The following is an 18,930-nucleotide window of genomic DNA, read 5'->3' as shown; positions in this document are numbered from 1 at the left end:
CAAGTAGTAATTAAGGAATTTTATGAGCAGCACCAGCCAACTACAAAGATTTGAACATATCAGCGTATTGCCGGATGAAGCAGTAGCGGCGCTGAATGTGCGGGCGACTGGCTGTTATTTGGATGGCACCTTTGGTCGTGGCGGGCACAGCCGCCTGATTTTGCAAAACTTAAACACAGAAGGCCGCTTGCTGGGTTTTGATAAAGACCCCGAAGCGGTAGCGGTTGGCCGTGAACTGGCGGCGCAAGATAAGCGCTTTGAAATAATCAATAAAAGCTTTGCCGAACTGGGCGAAGTATTAGAAGCGCGACAACTTAACGGCAAATTATCCGGCATTTTATTGGATCTTGGCCTGTCCTCGCCGCAGCTTGACGATGCTGCGCGCGGTTTTAGCTTTCAACAAGACGGCCCGCTGGATATGCGCATGAATCCGAACGCAGGGCAGTCCGCCGCCGACTTTCTGGCGAGTGCGGACGAGCAAACGATTGCGCAAGTGTTTAAAGACTATGGCGAAGAGCGCTTTGCTCGGCGCATGGCGCGTGCTGTGGTGGAGCGCCGTGCCGAGCGCCCGTTCACCCGCACGCTGGATTTGGCCGAAGTGCTTAAAGCCGCCAATCCCGCCTGGGAAAAGGGTAAGCATCCGGCTACCCGAGCTTTTCAGGGGCTGCGCATTTACCTTAATCAAGAACTTGCCGACCTTGAGCGCGGCTTGGCGGCGGCGCTGGAAGCCTTGATGCCCGGCGGGCGACTGGTGGTGATCAGCTTTCATTCGCTGGAAGACCGCATCGTCAAACGCTTTATGCAAAGTCAGGCGAAACCGCCGAAGGATAACCGGCCGCGCCACCTGCCGATTCCGCTAAAGCCCTTTACTGCGCGTCTTGCTGTGCTGGGCAGGCCAAGGCGTGCCAGTGATGATGAAGTGGCGCGTAACCCGCGCGCCCGCAGCGCCATTTTTCGCGTGGCGGAGAAGCTGTCATGAACGATGTTAAGTCCGTGTTACGTATCGGCGTGCCTTTGTTTCTGTTGCTATCGGTACTGTGCAGCGCCATTGCACTGCCGATATTGGCGCAACAAAAAAAACACCGCCTCAATGAACTGTCCCGGCAGGGCGCGGTGCAGCATCAAGCGCAACAGCAATGGAGACGTTTGCTGCTTGAGCAAGCCGCATTAAACGCCCCTCGTCGTATTGAGCAATTGGCACAGGTGCAGTTGCAGATGCGCATTCCCAGCCATGAGCAAGTGCGCAAGTTGATGCAATGAAAGGATTTACTGGCACGGCCTTCCCTGCGCGTTTGCGCTGGGTAGTGGCGTTATTTGTGTTGGCGTTGCTGGTGTTGGTGGTAGAGCTGTTCAACGTGCAGTGGTTGCAACGCGACGAACTGCGCTTGGAGGCCAGCAAGCAAGCGGTTCGTGACCGCCTCATCGCCGCGCCGCGCGGCATGATCGTCGATCGGGACGGCGCGCCGCTTGCCGTCAGCACCACGCAGGTTACGCTGCAAGCGGGCAGACTGTTATGGGAAGAACCGCGCCCGCTGAAAAGGGATGAGAAACGGAGCCTGAGCAAACTGGCCGAGCAGCTCGGACTTGACGCCGATGAATTTGTTAAGCGCATTGAAGCGCAGGGCAGCCGCGCTCGCTGGGAAGAACTGGCCGCTGCGCTGGGCGAGCCGCCGGACGCGCTACGTCGCCGTCTGGAAAACGTAGGTCCCGCCAAGCCGATGGAAGGTGAAACGGATAAAGCGTTTGCCGAGCGGGTCAATAAAGTAGGCACCCGCAACGCCTATCCGCTGGCGCTGCGACTGCCGCCGGAACGGGCAGCAGCGGTACTTTCGCTAAAAATCCCCGACATTGTTGCCATGGAACAATACCGCCGCTATTACCCGTACGGCGAAACGACCGCACAGCTTATTGGTCGTGTAGACCATAACGGGCACGGCCAGGAAGGGCTGGAGAAGATGTTCGATAACTGGCTTGGCGGCACGCCAGGCAAGCAGCGCGAGCTTAGGGATGGCAACGGGCGCGTGCTTGAAGATTTAGGCATTGTGCAGTCGCCGCAGGCCGGTAAGGATTTGCGGCTTTCCATCGATTTGCGCCTGCAAAATCTGGCCAATCTTGAGTTGGCACGGGCGTTAGAGCAAAGCAAAGCCACTTGGGGCTGTGTGGTACTGGTGGATGTGGGAAGCGGTGAAATACTCGCGCTGGCCAATCAACCGACCTATAACCCCAACGACCGCAAGGCTTACAACCCAAGGGCAGCACGCAACCATGCACTGCTCGACAATATCGAACCAGGCTCTACGATCAAACCGCTGTCCATGCTGGCCGCCTTGCAAACAGGGCGCTGGAAGCCGCAAGACCAAGTCAGTTTGCTTAACGCTGCGGGCAGGCGTGAGCTGATGGTCAGAGGCCGCAAATCGCCGATCAAGGACGTTGCGATTGGCGGGCCGAACGAGCCGAATTTAACGCAAATTTTGATTGAGTCGAGCAATGTCGGCATCAGCAAGATTGCGCTGGATATAGGCGCAGAGCCTATCCGCGAGATGATGCAGCGCCTGGGTCTAGGCCAAGGCAGCAGCCTTGGGTTTCCTGCTGAACAGTTCGGCAAACTACCTGCGCACAAGCGCTGGGGCGAGAGCGAGACGACTAACCTCGCCTACGGCTATGGCCTGGAAGTGACCGCCGTGCAGCTTGCCCAAGCGTACGCGACCATCGCCAATGATGGGTTGATGAAACCGTTAACGCTGCTTCGGCAAAGCGAAATACCGCAAGGCGAACAAGTGATCGATAAAACCCTCGCCAAAACCGTGCGCGGTATGTTGCAACAGGTGGTTCATGGTTCACGCATGCGCAGCCTGGCGCGGGTGGAAGGCTATCGTGTCGCGGGTAAAAGCGGCACGGCAGACAAAAACGAACCCGGCAAGAAAGGCAAAACCCGCGCACTGTTTGCAGGTTTCGCTCCGGCCGATGCGCCGCGCTTTGCCTTGGTCGTGGTGCTCGATGAGCCAGAAAAAATCCCCGGCAAGCGCACTGCACACTATGGCGGCGCGGTGGCCGCACCGGTGTTTAGCAAAGTGATGGAAGGCACTTTGCGCTTGATGCAAGTGCCGCCGGATATGCCTGCAGCCCGCCTTGCCGGAGCGTCCAACTGATGCCAATGCCGCTTGATCAGTTGCTTGTGGGGGCACAAAGCCATTCGCTTATCCGCAATCTTTGCCTTTCTAGTGCTCAAGTGCAGGCGGGCGATTTGTTTTTTGCCGTGCCGGGTATAAAAAGTGATGGCCGCAGTTATATCAAAGACGCACTTAAGCGCGGCGCGGCGGCGGTTATTTATGAAGCAAGCAACGCGCCGCCTTTGCCAGAAAGCGACGTGCCGATGCTTGCGGTAGAAAACCTCGCCGATGAAATCTCGGCCATTGCCGGGCGCTTTTATGGCCATCCTGCACAAAAGCTGCGACTCATTGGCATTACCGGCACCAACGGCAAAACCAGCGTTAGCCAACTGCTGGCGCAAGCGCTGGAAGGTCTTGGCGAGCGCTGCGGGATTATCGGCACGCTGGGCAATGGTTTTTACGGCGTGTTGCAAGAAAGTGCTCACACCACGCCGGATGCCATTGGCGTGCAGGCGAGCCTTGCGCGCTTGGTTGCAGGTGGAGCCAAGGCAGTGGCGATGGAAGTGTCCTCACATGCACTGGTACAAGCCCGCGTGGCTGCTTTGGATTTTTCCGTTGCGGTATTGACCAACCTGTCGCGCGACCATCTGGACTACCACGGCTCAATGGACGCTTATGCCGCCGCCAAAGCCCGGCTGTTTGCCGGTTGCCAAAGGCAAGTGCTTAATCTGGATGATCAATTGGGGCAGCGCTTGGTGCAGCAAGCGGGCGCGGCGCAGGTGCTCAGTTACAGTTTGGATAATCCCAAAGCGAGCCTGTACTGCCGTGACATTAAGCTTTCCGACAAGGGGCTGTCCGCCCGGCTGATCAGCGAGAGCGACGAAGGCACGCTGCGCAGCCCGCTGCTTGGGCGCTTTAATCTTGCCAATCTGCTGGCGGTTATCGGCACGCTGCAGGCGTTAGGTTATCCGCTTAGCCGTATTGCCCCGTTGCTGCCAAGACTTGCGCCGCCGCCGGGGCGTTTACAGCGCTTGGGCGGCGGGCATTTACCGCTGGTCGCGGTCGATTACGCGCATACCCCGGATGCTCTTAAAAACACGCTAAGCGCGTTACGCGCGCATTGTCCGGGGCGCTTATTGTGCCTGTTTGGCTGTGGCGGCGAACGCGATAAGGGCAAGCGCCCGCTGATGGCGCAGGTCGCAGAAGGTCTGGCCGATGGCGTTTGGGTAACGGATGACAATCCACGCGGTGAAGAGCGCAAGCAGATTATTCAAGACATCCGTGAAGGTTTCGCAAACCCGCAAGCCGTGCAGTTTGTGGCAGACCGCGACCAAGCCATTGCGCAGATTATCAATAGTGCCAAGTTGGGGGATGTTGTGCTGTTAGCGGGCAAGGGACATGAAAACTATCAAGAGCTGAACGGTAAACGCCTGCCTTTTTCTGATTTGCAGCAAGCAAGCCTCGCGCTGCTTGCTTGGGAGCGTACTCATGCCTGAGTGGCGATTGAGCGAGCTGTCCGCCGTACTGAACGGTCGCCTGCACGGCGCGGACGCCGCCTTTAACGCGGTCAGTATCGACACGCGCACCTTAAGCCTTGGGCAGTTGTTTGTCGCGCTTAAGGGTGAACATTTCGACGGTCACGATTGGCTGGCGGCCGCCAAAGAAAAAGGCGCGGCAGCGGCCTTGCTCGAACGGGTAAACAATGACATTGCCTTGGCGCAATTGCAGGTCGATAACTGCCGCGCCGCGCTGGCGGCCTTTGCCGCCTGGCACCGCGCCGCGTGGCAAGGCAAGCTGGTCGCGCTAACCGGCTCATCCGGCAAAACCACGGTCAAAGAACTGCTCGCGGCCATTTTAAAAGCGCAGCTTAACGGCGCGGTCTGCGCCACCTTGGGCAACCTTAATAATGACCTGGGCGTGCCTTTAACCCTGCTGCAACTATCGGCTAAGCATCAAGCCGCGGTGATTGAGTTAGGAGCCAACCACGTGGGCGAAATTGCCGCCAGTGCCACGCTTGCTCACCCACAAGTGGCGCTGATTACCAATGCGGGCAGTGCACATTTGGGCGAATTTGGCAGCTTGCAGAAAATCGTTGAGAGCAAGGGCGAGATACTCGATGCGCTACTCGCAGATGGCACGGCAGTGCTTAATCTGGACGATGCCGCCTTTAGCACTTGGCAGGCGCGTGCAGGCGGGCGGCGCGTGTTTAGCTTCTCACTAACCGATGACAGCGCCGATTGTTATGCGCAAAACATCCGCTTGGATGGCAACGGCTGCGCCGCTTTTACTCTGCATAGCCCGGCGGGACAAATCGATGTGCAACTTAAGCTGCACGGCCTGCACCAAGTCGCCAATGCGCTGGCCGCAGCGACTGCGGCGCATGCGCTGGGTGTGCCGCTGGCGGTTGTTGGCCAGGGCTTGCAAAGCGTCAAGCCGATGAGCGGGCGCGGCAAGCTGCGCCGCACCTTGCAAGGCCAGCGTTTGCTGGATGACAGCTACAACGCCAATCCGGCGGCTCTGCACGCGGCGATTGATTTGCTCGCTGCTTTTGCCGGACGGCGCGTGCTAGTGCTGGGCGATATGGGCGAACTGGGCGAGATGAGCGAGGCCAGTCACCGCGAAATTGGCTGCTATGCCAGCGGCAAAGTCGATGCACTCTATGCCGTGGGTCCGATGATGGCGCACGCGGTACGCGCCTTTATCGGGCAAAGCCAGCATTTTGAGGATTTTGCCAGCCTGATTGCGGCACTTAACCTTGAACCTGTAGATAGCGTGCTGCTGGTCAAAGGCTCGCGTTCGGCGCAGATGGATAAGGTCACCGCAGCGCTGTGCGGCGAAGATGGGGGAACGCACTGATGCTGCTATGGCTCGCCGAATATCTGCAAACCTTCCACAAAGGTTTTGCGGTTTTCCAATACCTGACGCTGCGCGGCATTTTTGGCGTGCTGACGGCTCTTTTGATTTCCCTGTGCCTTGGGCCTTGGATGATTCGCGCGTTGCAACGCGGACAAATTGGTCAAGCGGTACGCCATGACGGTCCGCAGGCGCACCTATCGAAAAAAGGCACGCCAACCATGGGTGGGGCGTTGATTTTGGCTTCGATTGCCATCAGCACCTTGCTCTGGGCGGATTTGGATAACCGCTATGTTTGGGTCGTACTGCTGGTCACGCTGCTGTTTGGCGGCATCGGCTGGGTGGACGACTGGCGCAAGGTGGTGGAGAAAAACTCGCGCGGCTTGCCCGGACGCTGGAAGTATTTTTGGCAATCGGTATTTGCCTTGGGCGCGGCGCTGTTTCTCTACAGCACGGCGCAAAGTCCGCTGGAAACAACACTCTTTGTGCCGTTATTAAAAGGCATCAGCCTGCCGCTGGGCTTGGCCGGTTTTGTTTTGCTGGCTTATTTCGTCATTGTCGGTGCGAGCAACGCGGTCAATTTGACCGATGGGCAGGACGGTCTCGCCATTATGCCGACGGTGTTGGTGGGCGGGGCGCTGGGGATTTTTTGCTATCTGTCCGGTAACGCGCGCTTTGCCGAATACCTGTTAATCCCTTATCTGCCCGGCAGCGGCGAACTGATTGTTTACTGCGCCGCGCTGGTCGGCGCGGGTTTGGGTTTCTTGTGGTTTAACACCTATCCGGCGCAAGTGTTTATGGGTGACATCGGCGCACTAGCCTTGGGCGCGGCGCTTGGCACCATCGCCATTATCGTGCGCCAGGAATTGGTACTGGCGGTGATGGGCGGGATTTTTGTGGTCGAGGCGTTGTCGGTGATGATTCAGGTCGCCTCATTCAAATTGACCGGCAAGCGCGTGTTTCGCATGGCACCCATACATCATCACTTTGAACTCAAAGGCTGGCCGGAGCCACGCATCACTGTGCGCTTTTGGATTATCACCTTGATTTTGGTTCTGGTCGGCCTTTCGACCTTGAAGTTGAGATAAGCATGGAGCATTCACGCGCGATAGTGCTTGGCCTGGGTAAAAGCGGACTTTCGCTGGTGCGCGCTCTGCGCCTGCGCGGCTGCACGGTAATTGGCTGTGACAGTCGGCAAAATCCACCGGAACTTGCCGCCTTAAAGCGGGAATTTCCCGAAGTTGAAGTCAGGCTGGGTGCTTGGCATGCCGACTTTTTGCAGTCCGTGGATAAGGTCTATGTCAGCCCGGGCATTTCCCTAAAGGAGACGGCTTTGCAAGAAGCCGCCCGTCGTGGCGTGCGCTTTAGCGGGGATATGGATTTATTCAGTGAATTGAGTAAAGCACCTGTCGTCGCTATTACCGGCTCCAACGGCAAAAGCACGGTCACCACCCTGGTGGGCGAGATGGCCAAAAAAGCGGGTAAGCGCGTCGCCGTTGGCGGCAATCTGGGAACGCCCGCGCTTAACTTGCTGGCCGATGATGTGGAGCTTTACGTGCTGGAGCTTTCCAGCTTTCAACTGGAAACCTGCCGTGAATTAAGCGCAGAAGTCGCCTGCTGCCTGAACCTGTCTGAAGACCATATGGACAGGTATGCCGATCTGGATGAATACCGCGCCGCCAAGCTGCGCATTTTTAATGGCGTGAATTATCAGGTGGTCGCTACTGACTGCCCCGATTTGAAATCCGCCGAACCAAGGCCAACCTTTACCTTTGGTGAATATCAGCAAGGCGGCGACCCCAAGCATTTTGGGCTGCTTTTTTCCCGCGGCGTTTATCACCTAAGTCACGGGGACAGCCTCCTGCTGCCGGTCTCGCAGCTAAAAATCCGTGGCACACATAATCAACTTAATGCACTGGCCGCGCTTGCCATCGGCTATGCCGCAGGCTTTCCGATGCAGGCCATGCTTGATGCCTTGCGCGAATTTGCCGGATTGCCGCACCGCTGCCAATGGCTGCGCGAGTTACATGGCGTTGCTTGGTACAACGACTCCAAGGCGACCAATGTGGGCGCAGCCTGTGCGGCCATTAATGGCTTGGGTGCTGATATTGACGGCAAGCTGGTGTTAATCGCAGGTGGCGACGGAAAAGGCGCGGATTTTTCCCCGCTGGCGGAGCCGGTCGCTCAGCACTGCCGCGCCGTGCTGCTGATCGGTCGTGATGCCGACAAGCTGGCAGCCGCGTTGCCGAACACCGTGGTGCAACAGCGCGTAGGTGGCCTCGAACAAGCGGTAAAGCTTGCCGCACAGCTTGCGCAAACAGGCGATGCCGTGCTGCTTTCACCGGCCTGTGCCAGCCTCGATATGTTTGACAACTTTGAGCAACGCGGCGATCTGTTTGCCAAAGCGGTGGAGGCGCTTAGCTGATGCGCCGCTTTATCACCGATTTTTGGCACAGACCCTCGCCGCTGCGTCCGCTTAGTCTGGACTGGCTGCTGCTCGGTGGCTGCTTGGCGTTGATGGCGCTGGGACTGGTGATGATTACCTCGACCAGCGTGGTCGCAGACAACAATCCGTATGGCTACTTAAGCCGCCAATGCTTGAACCTGCTGGCGGGTGTGCTGGCTGGATTGTTTTTTTTACTGATACCGCTTCGTCTGTGGCAGCGCCGACAAGTCGGTTGGTGGCTATGGGGGCTATCCATCTTTTTGTTGGCACTGCTGCTGCTCGTTGCCAAGCCGGCCAACGGGGCGCTGCGCTGGTTTGATCTGGGCGTATTCAAAGTACAGCCGGCCGAACTGGTCAAACTCTTCGTCATTATTTATCTCGCCGGTTACTTGCTGCACCGCAGGCACAATTTGCGCTCCAGTTGGAAAGGCGTACTGATACCGATTGTCTCCCTGTTTCCGCTGGGCATTTTGCTCAATTTACAGCCGGACTTTGGCAGCATCTTGGTACTGATGGGCGTCGCCGGCGGGATGCTGTTTCTGGCTGGGCTTAATTTTCGTCATCTGCTGTTTCTGGCTGGGCTGGCGGGTACGTTGGTGGCTTGGCTGCTGCTGGATGGCGGCTACCGTATTGAGCGTTGGATGCACGCGCTCGACCCTTGGGCAGACCGCTACGGCAACGGCTATCAAGTGATCCAATCACTGATTGCCTTTGCTAGTGGCGGTTGGTTTGGCGTCGGTTTGGGCAACAGTGTGCAAAAGCACGCTTATCTGCCCGAAGCGCATACCGACTTTATCTTGGCGATATTGGGCGAAGAGCTGGGCTTTGTCGGCGTACTGGCTTGTCTTGGCCTGTTTGCCCTGGTCTGTCTGCGCGCCCTTTATATCGGCGTGCGCGCGGAACGCGCCGGTTTGTTGTTTTCGGCCTTGCTCGCTTACGGCATTGCCCTCTTGTGGATGGGGCAGGTGCTGGTGAATTTCGCGGTCAATTTAGGGCTGGTACCGACCAAGGGCTTGGCGCTGCCTTTTGTCAGCTACGGCGGCAGCGCCTTGCTGGCTTGCTGCGCAAGTTTAGGGCTGTTGCTGCGTATTGACTGGGAATATCAGCAGTTGCCTGTCGTGCCAGCGGACGAGCCAGAGGACGACCGATTGCCCGACTGGCTGCAAAGGCTGCGCTATGACTAAATCTATGGTTAAGAGCGTGCTGATTATGGCAGGCGGCACCGGCGGCCATGTGTTCCCCGCGCTGGCGACGGCTGAGGAATTTACCGTGCGCGGCTTTAAGGTGCACTGGCTGGGTACGCCGCGCGGCATTGAAAACGAACTGGTTGAAGCGGCAGGCTACCGGCTGCACCACATTCAGATTGGCGGGCTGCGCGGCAAAGCCATCGGCAGTTTGCTAAAAGCGCCCTGGCAACTGCTGCGTGCGCTTTGGCAGGCGCGAGCGCTGATAAAACAACTGCGCCCGCACTGCGTACTGGGCTTTGGCGGCTACGTGACCGGCCCCGGCGGGCTTGCGGCCTGGCTTTCGCGCGTGCCTTTGATTATTCACGAACAAAATGCCGTTATGGGTACCAGCAACCGCCTGCTTGCCCGCTTTGCCCGCGGGATTGCCTTGGGTTTCCCCAAGGTGCTGGGACTGGCCGAAAAATACCAAGGCAAATGCCGCACTATCGGCAATCCGCTGCGTAAAACGCTGACCAGCATCGAGCCTCGCCCGATAACGGGTGCGCCGCACCTGTTGGTATTGGGCGGCAGCTTAGGCGCGGAATCGATTAACCAACTGCTGCCCGAAGCGCTGGCTTTACTGCCCGCGAAGCTGCGCCCTAAGGTGAAACATCAAGCCGGACGTGCGCATGCAGAAAAAACCGAGGAGCGCTACAAAAAAGCCGGTATCAGCGCCGAAGTGCTGCCCTTTATCGCCGATATGGCAAGCCACTACGCTTGGGCGGATTTGCTTATTGCCAGAGCCGGAGCGCTCACCGTGAGTGAACTGGCCGCTGCCGCCAAGGCCGCGTTACTGATACCGCTGCCACAGGCCATTGACGACCACCAAACACAGAACGCCCGTTTTTTAAGCGAAGCGGGCGCTGCGCGTCTGCTGGTGCAAAGCCAAACCACGGGAGCCGTGCTGGCGGCGCAGCTTGGCGAACTGCTCGCACAGCCGCAAATCCTGCAACGGATGGGGCAAAACGCGCGGCAATGTGCCAAGCCTTGCGCGACCAAGGCACTGGTCGATTACTGCCTAACCCTTAGCAGCGGAGAGACGCATGCAAAGTCCTGATAATGAAAAAGGCATCCGCATTCCTACCATGCGCCGCATTCGCAATATCCACTTTGTCGGCATTGGTGGCACTGGCATGTGCGGCATTGCTGAAGTGCTGCTTAATTTAGGCTATCAGGTGAGCGGTTCAGACCTTAAAACCTCGCCTGTTACCGAACGACTAAAGGGCTTTGGCGCACAGATTGCCTTAGGACATCAGCCAGACAATGCTGATCAGGCCGATGTTTTGGTGGTTTCCAGCGCTATCGACAGCAACAACCCGGAAGTTGCGCGGGCGCAAGAGCGGCGCATTCCAGTGGTGCCGCGTGCGGAAATGCTGGCCGAACTGATGCGCTATCGCCACGGTATCGCGGTGGCGGGCACGCACGGCAAAACCACTACCACCAGCTTGATGGCGTCGGTTTTTGCGGCGGCAGGTCTTGACCCGACCTTTGTCATCGGCGGGCGTTTAAATGCGGCAGGCAGCAACGCACAGCTTGGCAGTAGCCGCTATCTGGTTGCCGAAGCGGACGAAAGCGACGCGAGCTTTTTGCATTTGCTGCCCTTGGTTGCGGTCGTTACCAATATCGACCGCGACCATATGGATACCTACCAAGGTGATTTTTCCCTGCTGAAAAAGATCTTTATCGAGTTTTTGCACAACCTGCCGTTCCACGGCTTGGCGGTGCTTTGCATCGATGATCCGGTAGTGCGCGAAATCGCCCCGCAAGTCTCCCGCCAGACCCTTACCTACGGCTTTGCCGAAGAGGCCGACGTGCGCGCGGTGGATGTGCGCCAGGACGGCCTTTGCACCCACTTTACCGCGCTGCGCGAAGGCCGAAAGCCGCTGCCGCTCACCGTCAACCTGCCCGGCCTGCATTACGTACAAAACGCGCTGGCCTGTGTCGCCATCGCTACCGATGAAGGCATCAGTGACGAACATATTTACCAGGGATTGGCGGGATTTGCGGGCGTAGGCAGGCGCTTTCAGGTTTACGGCGAACTGCCTTGTGCGGATGGAGCGGTGATGCTGGTCGATGACTACGGCCATCATCCCAGCGAAGTAGCGGCGGTGATTCGCGCAGTACGCGGCGGCTGGCCGGGGCGGCGCTTGCTGATGATTTACCAGCCGCACCGTTACAGCCGTACGCGCGATTTATACGACGATTTTGTCAAAGTGCTGGGCGAGGTCGATTTATTGTTGCTGCTCGAAGTCTATCCGGCGGGCGAAGCGCCCGTCGCCGGGGCAGACAGTCGCCATCTGGCCGCAAGCATCCGCCAACGCGGGCAAATCGACCCGATTTATCTGGAACGCGGCAGCGACCCCGCGCCGCTGCTCGCACCACTGCTGCAAGACGGCGACATCCTGCTCTGCCAAGGCGCGGGCGACATTGGCCTGCTCGCCGCACAGTTGATGGCGCACCCGCTATTCACCGAAGCAGATCAAGGAGAACAGCCATGAACCATGACTCACTTATTCAAAGCATCCTTGATAACCGAGTAAATCCCGCCGTTTTTGGCCGCGTTGCGGTACTGTTTGGCGGACAAAACGCCGAACGTGAGGTTTCGCTTAAATCCGGTGCGGCGGTTCTTGCCGCGTTGCAGCGCATGGGCGTGAACGCTTTTGGCATGGATGTCGGCGCGAATTTCTTGGGTGAGTGGGTGGCCGAACAGGCCAAAGCCAAGATTGACCGCGCCTTTATCATTCTGCACGGGCGTGGCGGCGAGGATGGCAGCATGCAAGGACTACTCGAATGCGCCGGTATCCCCTACACCGGCAGCGGCGTGCTGGCTTCCTCCTTGGCCATGGACAAACTGCGCAGCAAACAGCTTTGGCTGGCGCTGGGCCTGCCGACGCCACGTTACGCGGCGCTTTCAAGCGTTCTCGACTGTCAGGCTGCGGCTGAGGAATTGGGCTTTCCGCTGATGGTCAAACCGGTGCACGAAGGTTCCAGCATCGGCATGGCCAAGGTCGAAACCCTTGAAGCGCTGAATGCGGCTTTTGTTGAAGCAAGAAAGTACGACGCGCAAGTGTTGGTTGAGCAGTGGATTAGCGGCACCGAATTTACCGTCAGCATGCTGGGCGGCGAAATTCTGCCGCCGATACGCCTGGGCACGCCGCACCTGTTTTACGACTACCACGCCAAGTATCTGGCCGACGACACCCAATACCAAATCCCCTGTGGCCTTGATGAAGTTCAAGAAGCCGAACTTCGCGCACTGTCCGCACGTGCCTGTGAAAGTCTCGGCGTTACCGGTTGGGGACGGGTGGATTTAATGCAAGACCAGGCCGGACATTTTTATCTGCTGGAAGTCAACACCGCGCCAGGGATGACCGACCACAGCTTGGTACCGATGGCAGCCAAAGCCGTGGGACATGATTTTGACCAGCTCGTGCTGCTGATTTTGGCGCACAGCCTTAAGAGGGATTAGCGATGTTTGCCACCTATTTGCGTGCAGACCCCATTTACTCGCCGGATTTATTGCGCGGTGCAAGCCGAGTGCGCGAACAGCCGTCAAGGCGTGCGAACGCGCAAGGCTTGGTTCGAGGCTTGGCACTGGCGCTGGCGTTATTGCTGGCGGGCGGCTGCGCTGCGCTGCGTCTGTTAATGGTGCTGTGCCAGCAGGCTGGACGCGCCGCCCCGACTTTGCTGCTGGGCGCACTGTTGCTGGGCGGTTTTCAACTGGTGCAATCGCTGTTTACGGACCTTGACCAGCCGTTGGCACAGGTACAATTAGTCACTTCCACGGCCAATATTGACCAGCAGCAGGTACAGCAGCGCTTGGCTCCTTTGTTTGCGCGCAGCGGTTTTTTCAGCCTTGATCTGGATGCCGCACGCAGGGAGCTGGAAAGTCTGCCGTTGATTGCCCATGCGAGCTTGCGCAGACGCTGGCCGGGGCAATTGGTTGTGCAACTGCAAATGCACCAGCCGCTGGCACGTTGGGGCGAGCAGGGTTTATTGGCCTCCGGCGGACAGGTACTGGCCGAAGGCGCGCAGCACTACCCGCAGTTGCCGCAACTGATCGGTCCTATCGGCAGTGAAGAGGCACTTTTTAAACAGTATCAGCAGTTTGAGCAAATGCTGCGGCCGCTGGGTTTGAGTGTCGTGCGGCTTGTGCAACAGGAGCGCGGCAGCGGTTTTTTGACCGCAAAAGCGCTAAGTGGCGATAGGGTCGTTGAGCTTGCGTTAGGCAGTGGGCAGTGGATGGAAAAAATGCAGCGCTTTATTCATTTCGTAAGGCAAGGGGCGCTTTCCTTAAGCGAATTGGCGCGGGTCGATTTGCGTCACCGCAATGGCTTTGCCGTAGTCAGCAGGCAAGCGGAACCGAAAGCCGCACCATGATGACAATGATGGCAAATAGAGAAAAAGGAGCGCGTATGACCGGCGAGTCAAACGAGCGAATATTGGTGGCGTTGGATATTGGCACTTCCAAGGTGGCGGCGGTGATCGCTGCCGTGCGTGAAGATGGCCTGGAAATATTAGGGTTAGGCACTCACCCATCACGTGGCTTAAAAAAAGGCGTGGTGGTTAATATCGAATCCACCGCCCAGGCCATTAGCGCTGCGGTCGATGAAGCGCAGCAAATGGCTGGATGCCGCATTCATTCGGCCTGGGTTGGCATCGCCGGAAGCCATATTTACGGGCTTAACTCCAAAGGCGTGGTCGGTATTCACGGCAGCGAAGTCAGCGCTAGCGACATCGAGCGCGTGCTGGACAGCGCCCGCGCCGTGCCGCTGCCTTCCAACCAGCGCGTGCTGCATACCTTGGAGCAAGATTACCTGCTGGATAACCAAAGTGGTGTGCGCCAGCCGTTAGGCATGTGCGGCGTGCGCCTGGAAGCGCGGGTACACGTGGTCACTTGTGCGATGAATGCGGCGCAGAACATTGAAAAATGCGTCGAGCTGTGCGGCATAGCGGTCGATGGTATTGTGCTCGAACCCTTGGCTTCGGCCTTTGCGGTATTGACTGAGGACGAAAAAGAACTGGGCGTGTGTTTGGTCGATATTGGCGGCGGCACCAGTGACATTGCCATTTTCAGCGAAGGGGCGATTCGCCATACGGCGGTTATCCCCATTGCCGGCAACCAAGTCACCCACGACATTGCCATGATGCTGCGTACACCGACAGCCGATGCCGAGGCGATTAAAATCCGCTACGGCTGTGCCCTTAGCAAAATGACCCGCGCCGAACAAATCATCAAGGTGCCGAGCGTAGGCGACAGGCCGCCGCGCGAGTTGTCCAGGCAAACCCTGGCGGAAGCCATTGAACCGCGCTATGAAGAATTGTTTGCGCAGATACGTGAAGAACTTAGACGAAGTGGTTATGAGGAGCTGCTGCCCGGCGGTGTAGTCCTAACCGGAGGCACCGCCAAAATGGAAGGTGCGGTGGAACTGGCCGAAGAAGTCTTCCAAATACCCGTGCGCTTGGGCTCACCCTACGGTATCAGCGGGCTTTTGGATGTGGTACAAGACCCGATTTACGCAAGCAGCGTCGGTTTGTTGCAGTACGGGCGCGGACGACTGGCCGGGGATTTTGACCGCGCGCCATTGGCAGACCCGCTGCCTATTGACGGCTTTAAATCACCCTCTGCCAACACTTGGCTGGCGCGTCTTAAGCGCTGGATATGGGACAATCTGTAAGCCGCGCAGGAAAGTTACGAATTTAAATTGTAAAGGAGAGCGAAATGCTTGAGGTTTTGGACAATGCCCTGCAAGGCGAAGCGCTGCAACGCGCCGTTATCAAGGTCATTGGGGTAGGTGGTGGTGGCTGTAACGCTATCGACAACATGAAAAGAAGCGGTATTGAGGGCGTGGAGCTTATCTGCATCAATACCGATTTACAGTCGCTGCAAAAAGCGCAAGCCGACCAGCGAATAGTCATTGGCCGCAACTTGACGCGCGGCTTGGGCGCAGGTGGCAAGCCAGAAATTGGTAGAAGCGCGGCCGAAGAAGACCGAGCGGCTATCGGTGAATTGCTCGAAGGCACCGACATGCTGTTTATCACCACCGGCATGGGCGGCGGCACCGGCACCGGAGCCATCCCGGTGATTGCCGAAATCGCCCGCGAAAAAGGCATTTTGACGGTTGCCGTAGTCACCCGCCCGTTTGCCTATGAAGGCAGCAAGCGCATGAAGATAGCCGAAGAAGGCATTCGCACACTGGTCGAATCGGTCGATTCGCTGATTACCATCCCCAATGAAAAACTGCTGACCATCCTTGAGGAAGATGTCTGCATGGTGGAAGCCTATGCCAAGGTAGACGATGTGCTGCTGGGCGCAGTGCGCGGCATTTCCGACATCATCCAAAAGGCCGGTCTGCAAAACGTCGATTTTGCCGATATCAAAACCATGATGAGCCAAATGGGCATGGCGGTGATGGGTAGCGGATCAGCCAGCGGCCCCAACCGCGCCCGCGAAGCCACTGAAGCGGCTATTCACAACCCGCTGCTGGAAGACGTCAACCTGCAAGGTGCGCGTGGCATTTTGGTCAATATCACCGGCGACTTTGGCCCGCGTGATGTGAAAGCCGTGGCGGAAATGCTCGGCACCTTCAGCAGCGAAGAAGCCGACATCAAAATCGGCACAGTGGTTGACCGCGATAAACAAGGCGAGCTACAGGTCACGGTGATAGTGACCGGCTTGGAACGCCCGCACAGCGTGCTGGAAAAAACACGCGAAACACTTGCACCGCAAGCGGGCAGAACCCTTCGCGCCCTGTCTGTCGCGGACGTAGAACCGCGCCCATTGGCACGTGGTGGACAAAGACTAAACGCCGCTGCCGCCGTGGACAGCGACTATCTGGATATACCCGCCTGGCTGCGTAACCAAGCCGACTGATGGCGGGTTTCTCCCCCTCGCCCGCTTGCGGGAGAGGGGAACGAGGGAAAAGGGAGGATTTTTTTCAGCCAGGGCAGCGACCTGCTATCATGCCCCACGCTGATTATTGCAAGCCGTTATCAATAATTTTTCCCGTAGTGAATTCATGATTAAACAACGCACCCTGAAAAACATCATCCGCGCAACGGGCATTGGCCTGCATTCTGGAAAAAAAGTCTATCTAACCTTGCGCCCAGCTCCGGTCGACAGCGGTATCGTATTTCGCCGTACCGACCTGGAACCGGCGCAGGAAATCCGCGCCTGCGCCGAGAACGTCGGTGAAACTACGCTCTCCACCACTCTGGTGCAAGGGCAAGCCAAGGTCGATACGGTCGAGCATTTGTTGTCGGCAATGGCCGGTCTCGGTATTGACAATGCTTGTGTGGAAATTTCTGCGCCGGAAGTGCCGATTATGGACGGCAGCGCCGGGCCTTTCGTGTTTTTAATCCAGTCTGCCGGTTTACAGGAACAGGACGCACCTAAGCAATTTATCCGCATTTTGCGTGAAGTCAGCGTGACCGACGGTGACAAACGCGCGACCTTCCTGCCATTTGAAGGCTTTAAAGTGGGCTTTGAAATCGAGTTTAAGCATCCGGCCTTTGACAGCCATACGCAGTGCGCCTCGGTGGATTTTTCCAGCACCTCTTTTGTCAAGGAAGTCAGCCGCGCCCGCACCTTTGGTTTTATGCGTGACATCGAATATTTGCGCTCGCGCAACCTTGCCTTGGGTGGCAGTCTTGAAAACGCCATTGTGGTGGACGATACCAGCGTACTGAACGAAGACGGGTTGCGTTATGAAGATGAGTTCGTCAAACACAAAATCCTCGATGCCATTGGCGATTTGTACCTGCTGGGCAAAAGCTTGATTGGCGAGTTTCGCGGCTTTAAATCCGGCCACGGCCTGAACAACCGCCTGCTGCGCACCTTGCTGTCACAGCCGGATGCCTTTGAAATCGTCACCTTTGATAATGCAAGCGACGCGCCGATTTCCTATATGCCGCCGGTAGCAGCGGTTTAACGGCTATTTATGGGAGAAGGGCTAGGGCATCTTCAGCACTTTTGCCAGCACTATCTTGGGTCCTTTCATCTTTTTGATGGTGATGCGCAGCCCTTCCACTTCAAGCGGCTCTTCTTCTTGTGGTACGCGCTTTAAGGTTTCGTAGACCAAACCGGCGAGGGTTTCTGCTTCGACATGGTCCAGATCAACATTTAGCAGGCGTTCGAGTTTAAACAGCGGTGTGTCGCCACGAATCAGTAGTTTGCCCGGCTGATAGGCGAGTACGCCGCGTTCCGTGCGGCGGTGCTCGTCTTGAATGTCACCAACCAAAACCTCCAGTACATCCTCCATCGTCAGATAGCCAATCACCTTGCCATCGGCCTCTTCAACCAGCGCAAAGTGCGAGCTGCCCTGGCGAAAGCGTTCCAGCAGCCGCGCCAAGGGCAAGGTGCGGGCAACGTGCTCAATCGGGCGGATAAGTTCATCCATATCAAGACGTTCGGGCAGCATTTCCAGTAAGGAGAGTTGCAGCAGCAAATCCTTGATATGTAGCAGGCCAATAAATTCGCCTACTTGCTCGTCATAAACCGGATAACGGCTGTATTTGTGGCGGCGAAAAATGCTGAAAATCTCCGCCAGTGGCATTTGTTTGTCGATACTAATCAAATCCTCGCGTGAATTGGCCCAGTCCACCACTTCCAATTCGCCCAGCTCAACCGCCTGCGCCAGCACGCGCATATGTTCATCCGATGGGTCACGCGCACGGCTGCCGTGCAAAATCAGCTTGAGTTCTTCACGGCTGTAGTGGTGATGGTCGTGAGGGCCGTCCGTCGCGCCGAGACCGACCAGCCGCAACATACTGTTGGCACTGGCATTAAGCAGCCAGATGGCCGGATACATCAGCCAGTAGAACAGATACAGTGGCACGGCTGTCCATAACGACAAACGCTGCGGCTGGCGAATGGCCCAGGATTTTGGCGCAAGTTCGCCGACCACAATATGCAGGTAAGCAATGATGAAAAACGCCAGAAAAAACGCAATGCCGTGTATTAACGCGGCACTGCTGATACCCATGAAGCTGAGCAGCGGGGTCAGTAGTTCAGCAAAAGCCGGTTCGCCCACCCAACCAAGCCCCAGTGAGGCCAGCGTAATGCCCAGTTGGCAGGCGGACAGGTAAGCGTCCAACTGTCCATGCACGGTGCGCAAAATGCGCCCGCGCCAGCCGTGTTGCGCGGCAATGGCTTGAACCTGTGTTGCGCGCAGTTTGACCATGGCGAACTCAGCGGCGACAAAAAAGCCGTTAAGTAACACGAGCAGCAAAGCAAACAGGACAAGGCCGAAATCGGCGAAATAGATTAGAAAGGTACTACTGGAAGGATCCATTG

16 protein-coding genes are annotated in these 18,930 nt (G+C 57.4%); 15 read left to right on the top strand and 1 reads right to left on the bottom strand.

All coding sequences use genetic code 11. The annotated features are described in order from the left end of the window. Nucleotides 1-22 precede the first annotated feature (22 nt). The 15 genes from rsmH (at nt 23) to lpxC (ending at nt 17,566) form a co-directional block, all read left to right on the top strand. Nucleotides 23-979 carry a 16S rRNA (cytosine(1402)-N(4))-methyltransferase RsmH gene (rsmH, locus tag AXE65_RS06135; RefSeq protein ID WP_068389552.1) on the top strand — a complete coding sequence of 319 codons (957 nt, stop codon included), beginning with the start codon at nt 23-25 and terminating at the stop codon, nt 977-979. Beyond that, nucleotides 976-1,260 carry a cell division protein FtsL gene (ftsL, locus tag AXE65_RS06130; protein WP_068389548.1) on the top strand — a complete coding sequence of 95 codons (285 nt, stop codon included), beginning with the start codon at nt 976-978 and terminating at the stop codon, nt 1,258-1,260. Before rsmH ends, ftsL begins: the two co-directional genes overlap by 4 nt. After that, complete coding sequence (locus tag AXE65_RS06125; protein ID WP_079214065.1) at nt 1,257-3,149, top strand: peptidoglycan D,D-transpeptidase FtsI family protein; 1,893 nt, start codon at nt 1,257-1,259, stop codon at nt 3,147-3,149. Before ftsL ends, AXE65_RS06125 begins: the two co-directional genes overlap by 4 nt. Next, nucleotides 3,149-4,606 carry a UDP-N-acetylmuramoyl-L-alanyl-D-glutamate--2,6-diaminopimelate ligase gene (locus tag AXE65_RS06120; protein WP_068389547.1) on the top strand — a complete coding sequence of 486 codons (1,458 nt, stop codon included), beginning with the start codon at nt 3,149-3,151 and terminating at the stop codon, nt 4,604-4,606. The genes AXE65_RS06125 and AXE65_RS06120 overlap by 1 nt, the downstream gene beginning before the upstream one ends. Further along, the gene (locus AXE65_RS06115; RefSeq protein ID WP_068389545.1) at nt 4,599-5,966 is read left to right on the top strand and encodes a UDP-N-acetylmuramoyl-tripeptide--D-alanyl-D-alanine ligase; all 1,368 of its coding nucleotides are present in this window, start codon (nt 4,599-4,601) and stop codon (nt 5,964-5,966) included. The genes AXE65_RS06120 and AXE65_RS06115 overlap by 8 nt, the downstream gene beginning before the upstream one ends. Then, nucleotides 5,966-7,051 carry a phospho-N-acetylmuramoyl-pentapeptide-transferase gene (mraY, locus tag AXE65_RS06110; protein WP_068389542.1) on the top strand — a complete coding sequence of 362 codons (1,086 nt, stop codon included), beginning with the start codon at nt 5,966-5,968 and terminating at the stop codon, nt 7,049-7,051. Before AXE65_RS06115 ends, mraY begins: the two co-directional genes overlap by 1 nt. 2 nt (nt 7,052-7,053) lie before the next feature. Next, nucleotides 7,054-8,388 carry a UDP-N-acetylmuramoyl-L-alanine--D-glutamate ligase gene (murD, locus tag AXE65_RS06105; protein ID WP_068389535.1) on the top strand — a complete coding sequence of 445 codons (1,335 nt, stop codon included), beginning with the start codon at nt 7,054-7,056 and terminating at the stop codon, nt 8,386-8,388. Then, entirely contained in the window at nt 8,388-9,593 is a 1,206-nt protein-coding gene (gene ftsW / locus AXE65_RS06100; RefSeq protein WP_068389533.1) for a putative lipid II flippase FtsW, read from the top strand. Before murD ends, ftsW begins: the two co-directional genes overlap by 1 nt. 4 nt (nt 9,594-9,597) lie before the next feature. Beyond that, nucleotides 9,598-10,692 carry an undecaprenyldiphospho-muramoylpentapeptide beta-N-acetylglucosaminyltransferase gene (gene murG / locus AXE65_RS06095; RefSeq protein ID WP_068389528.1) on the top strand — a complete coding sequence of 365 codons (1,095 nt, stop codon included), beginning with the start codon at nt 9,598-9,600 and terminating at the stop codon, nt 10,690-10,692. Beyond that, entirely contained in the window at nt 10,679-12,133 is a 1,455-nt protein-coding gene (gene murC / locus AXE65_RS06090) for a UDP-N-acetylmuramate--L-alanine ligase (RefSeq protein WP_068389526.1), read from the top strand. Before murG ends, murC begins: the two co-directional genes overlap by 14 nt. After that, a complete protein-coding gene (locus AXE65_RS06085) occupies nt 12,130-13,104 on the top strand; it encodes a D-alanine--D-alanine ligase (protein WP_068389525.1) in 975 nt (324 codons plus the stop codon). The genes murC and AXE65_RS06085 overlap by 4 nt, the downstream gene beginning before the upstream one ends. A 2-nt stretch (nt 13,105-13,106) precedes the next feature. Beyond that, on the top strand, nt 13,107-14,015 hold the full coding sequence (locus AXE65_RS06080) for a cell division protein FtsQ/DivIB (RefSeq protein ID WP_068389521.1): 909 nt from the start codon (nt 13,107-13,109) through the stop codon (nt 14,013-14,015). Next, entirely contained in the window at nt 14,012-15,313 is a 1,302-nt protein-coding gene (gene ftsA / locus AXE65_RS06075; RefSeq protein WP_338061933.1) for a cell division protein FtsA, read from the top strand. The genes AXE65_RS06080 and ftsA overlap by 4 nt, the downstream gene beginning before the upstream one ends. A gap of 44 nt (nt 15,314-15,357) precedes the next feature. Continuing rightward, nucleotides 15,358-16,509: a cell division protein FtsZ gene (ftsZ, locus tag AXE65_RS06070; RefSeq protein ID WP_068389513.1), complete on the top strand. Its 1,152-nt coding sequence runs from the start codon at nt 15,358-15,360 to the stop codon at nt 16,507-16,509. 145 nt (nt 16,510-16,654) lie between these two features. Further along, entirely contained in the window at nt 16,655-17,566 is a 912-nt protein-coding gene (lpxC, locus tag AXE65_RS06065; protein WP_068389509.1) for a UDP-3-O-acyl-N-acetylglucosamine deacetylase, read from the top strand. Nucleotides 17,567-17,587: 21 nt separating this feature from the next. Here the strand turns inward: lpxC and AXE65_RS06060 are convergent, their stop codons facing one another. Then, nucleotides 17,588-18,928 carry a hemolysin family protein gene (locus AXE65_RS06060; protein WP_068389504.1) on the bottom strand — a complete coding sequence of 447 codons (1,341 nt, stop codon included), beginning with the start codon at nt 18,926-18,928 and terminating at the stop codon, nt 17,588-17,590. Between the last annotated feature and the right edge of the window lie 2 nt (nt 18,929-18,930).

It is taken from the genome of Ventosimonas gracilis (assembly GCF_001580025.1).
GTDB classification, from domain to species: domain Bacteria; phylum Pseudomonadota; class Gammaproteobacteria; order Pseudomonadales; family Pseudomonadaceae; genus Ventosimonas; species Ventosimonas gracilis.
The sequence above is the reverse complement of the archived record's forward strand: the minus strand, read 5'-3'. Positions and strand labels throughout refer to the sequence as shown.

Coding starts and splice junctions, on each gene's coding strand:
- mraY (WP_068389542.1), top strand. CDS start 5,966: ATGCTGCTATGGCTCGCCGAATATCTGCAAACCTTCCACAAAGGTTTT.
- AXE65_RS06125 (WP_079214065.1), top strand. CDS start 1,257: ATGAAAGGATTTACTGGCACGGCCTTCCCTGCGCGTTTGCGCTGGGTA.
- ftsZ (WP_068389513.1), top strand. CDS start 15,358: ATGCTTGAGGTTTTGGACAATGCCCTGCAAGGCGAAGCGCTGCAACGC.
- murC (WP_068389526.1), top strand. CDS start 10,679: ATGCAAAGTCCTGATAATGAAAAAGGCATCCGCATTCCTACCATGCGC.
- murG (WP_068389528.1), top strand. CDS start 9,598: ATGGTTAAGAGCGTGCTGATTATGGCAGGCGGCACCGGCGGCCATGTG.
- AXE65_RS06080 (WP_068389521.1), top strand. CDS start 13,107: ATGTTTGCCACCTATTTGCGTGCAGACCCCATTTACTCGCCGGATTTA.
- ftsW (WP_068389533.1), top strand. CDS start 8,388: ATGCGCCGCTTTATCACCGATTTTTGGCACAGACCCTCGCCGCTGCGT.
- AXE65_RS06085 (WP_068389525.1), top strand. CDS start 12,130: ATGAACCATGACTCACTTATTCAAAGCATCCTTGATAACCGAGTAAAT.
- ftsL (WP_068389548.1), top strand. CDS start 976: ATGAACGATGTTAAGTCCGTGTTACGTATCGGCGTGCCTTTGTTTCTG.
- AXE65_RS06060 (WP_068389504.1), bottom strand. CDS start 18,928: ATGGATCCTTCCAGTAGTACCTTTCTAATCTATTTCGCCGATTTCGGC.
- lpxC (WP_068389509.1), top strand. CDS start 16,655: ATGATTAAACAACGCACCCTGAAAAACATCATCCGCGCAACGGGCATT.
- rsmH (WP_068389552.1), top strand. CDS start 23: ATGAGCAGCACCAGCCAACTACAAAGATTTGAACATATCAGCGTATTG.
- murD (WP_068389535.1), top strand. CDS start 7,054: ATGGAGCATTCACGCGCGATAGTGCTTGGCCTGGGTAAAAGCGGACTT.
- AXE65_RS06120 (WP_068389547.1), top strand. CDS start 3,149: ATGCCAATGCCGCTTGATCAGTTGCTTGTGGGGGCACAAAGCCATTCG.
- ftsA (WP_338061933.1), top strand. CDS start 14,012: ATGATGACAATGATGGCAAATAGAGAAAAAGGAGCGCGTATGACCGGC.
- AXE65_RS06115 (WP_068389545.1), top strand. CDS start 4,599: ATGCCTGAGTGGCGATTGAGCGAGCTGTCCGCCGTACTGAACGGTCGC.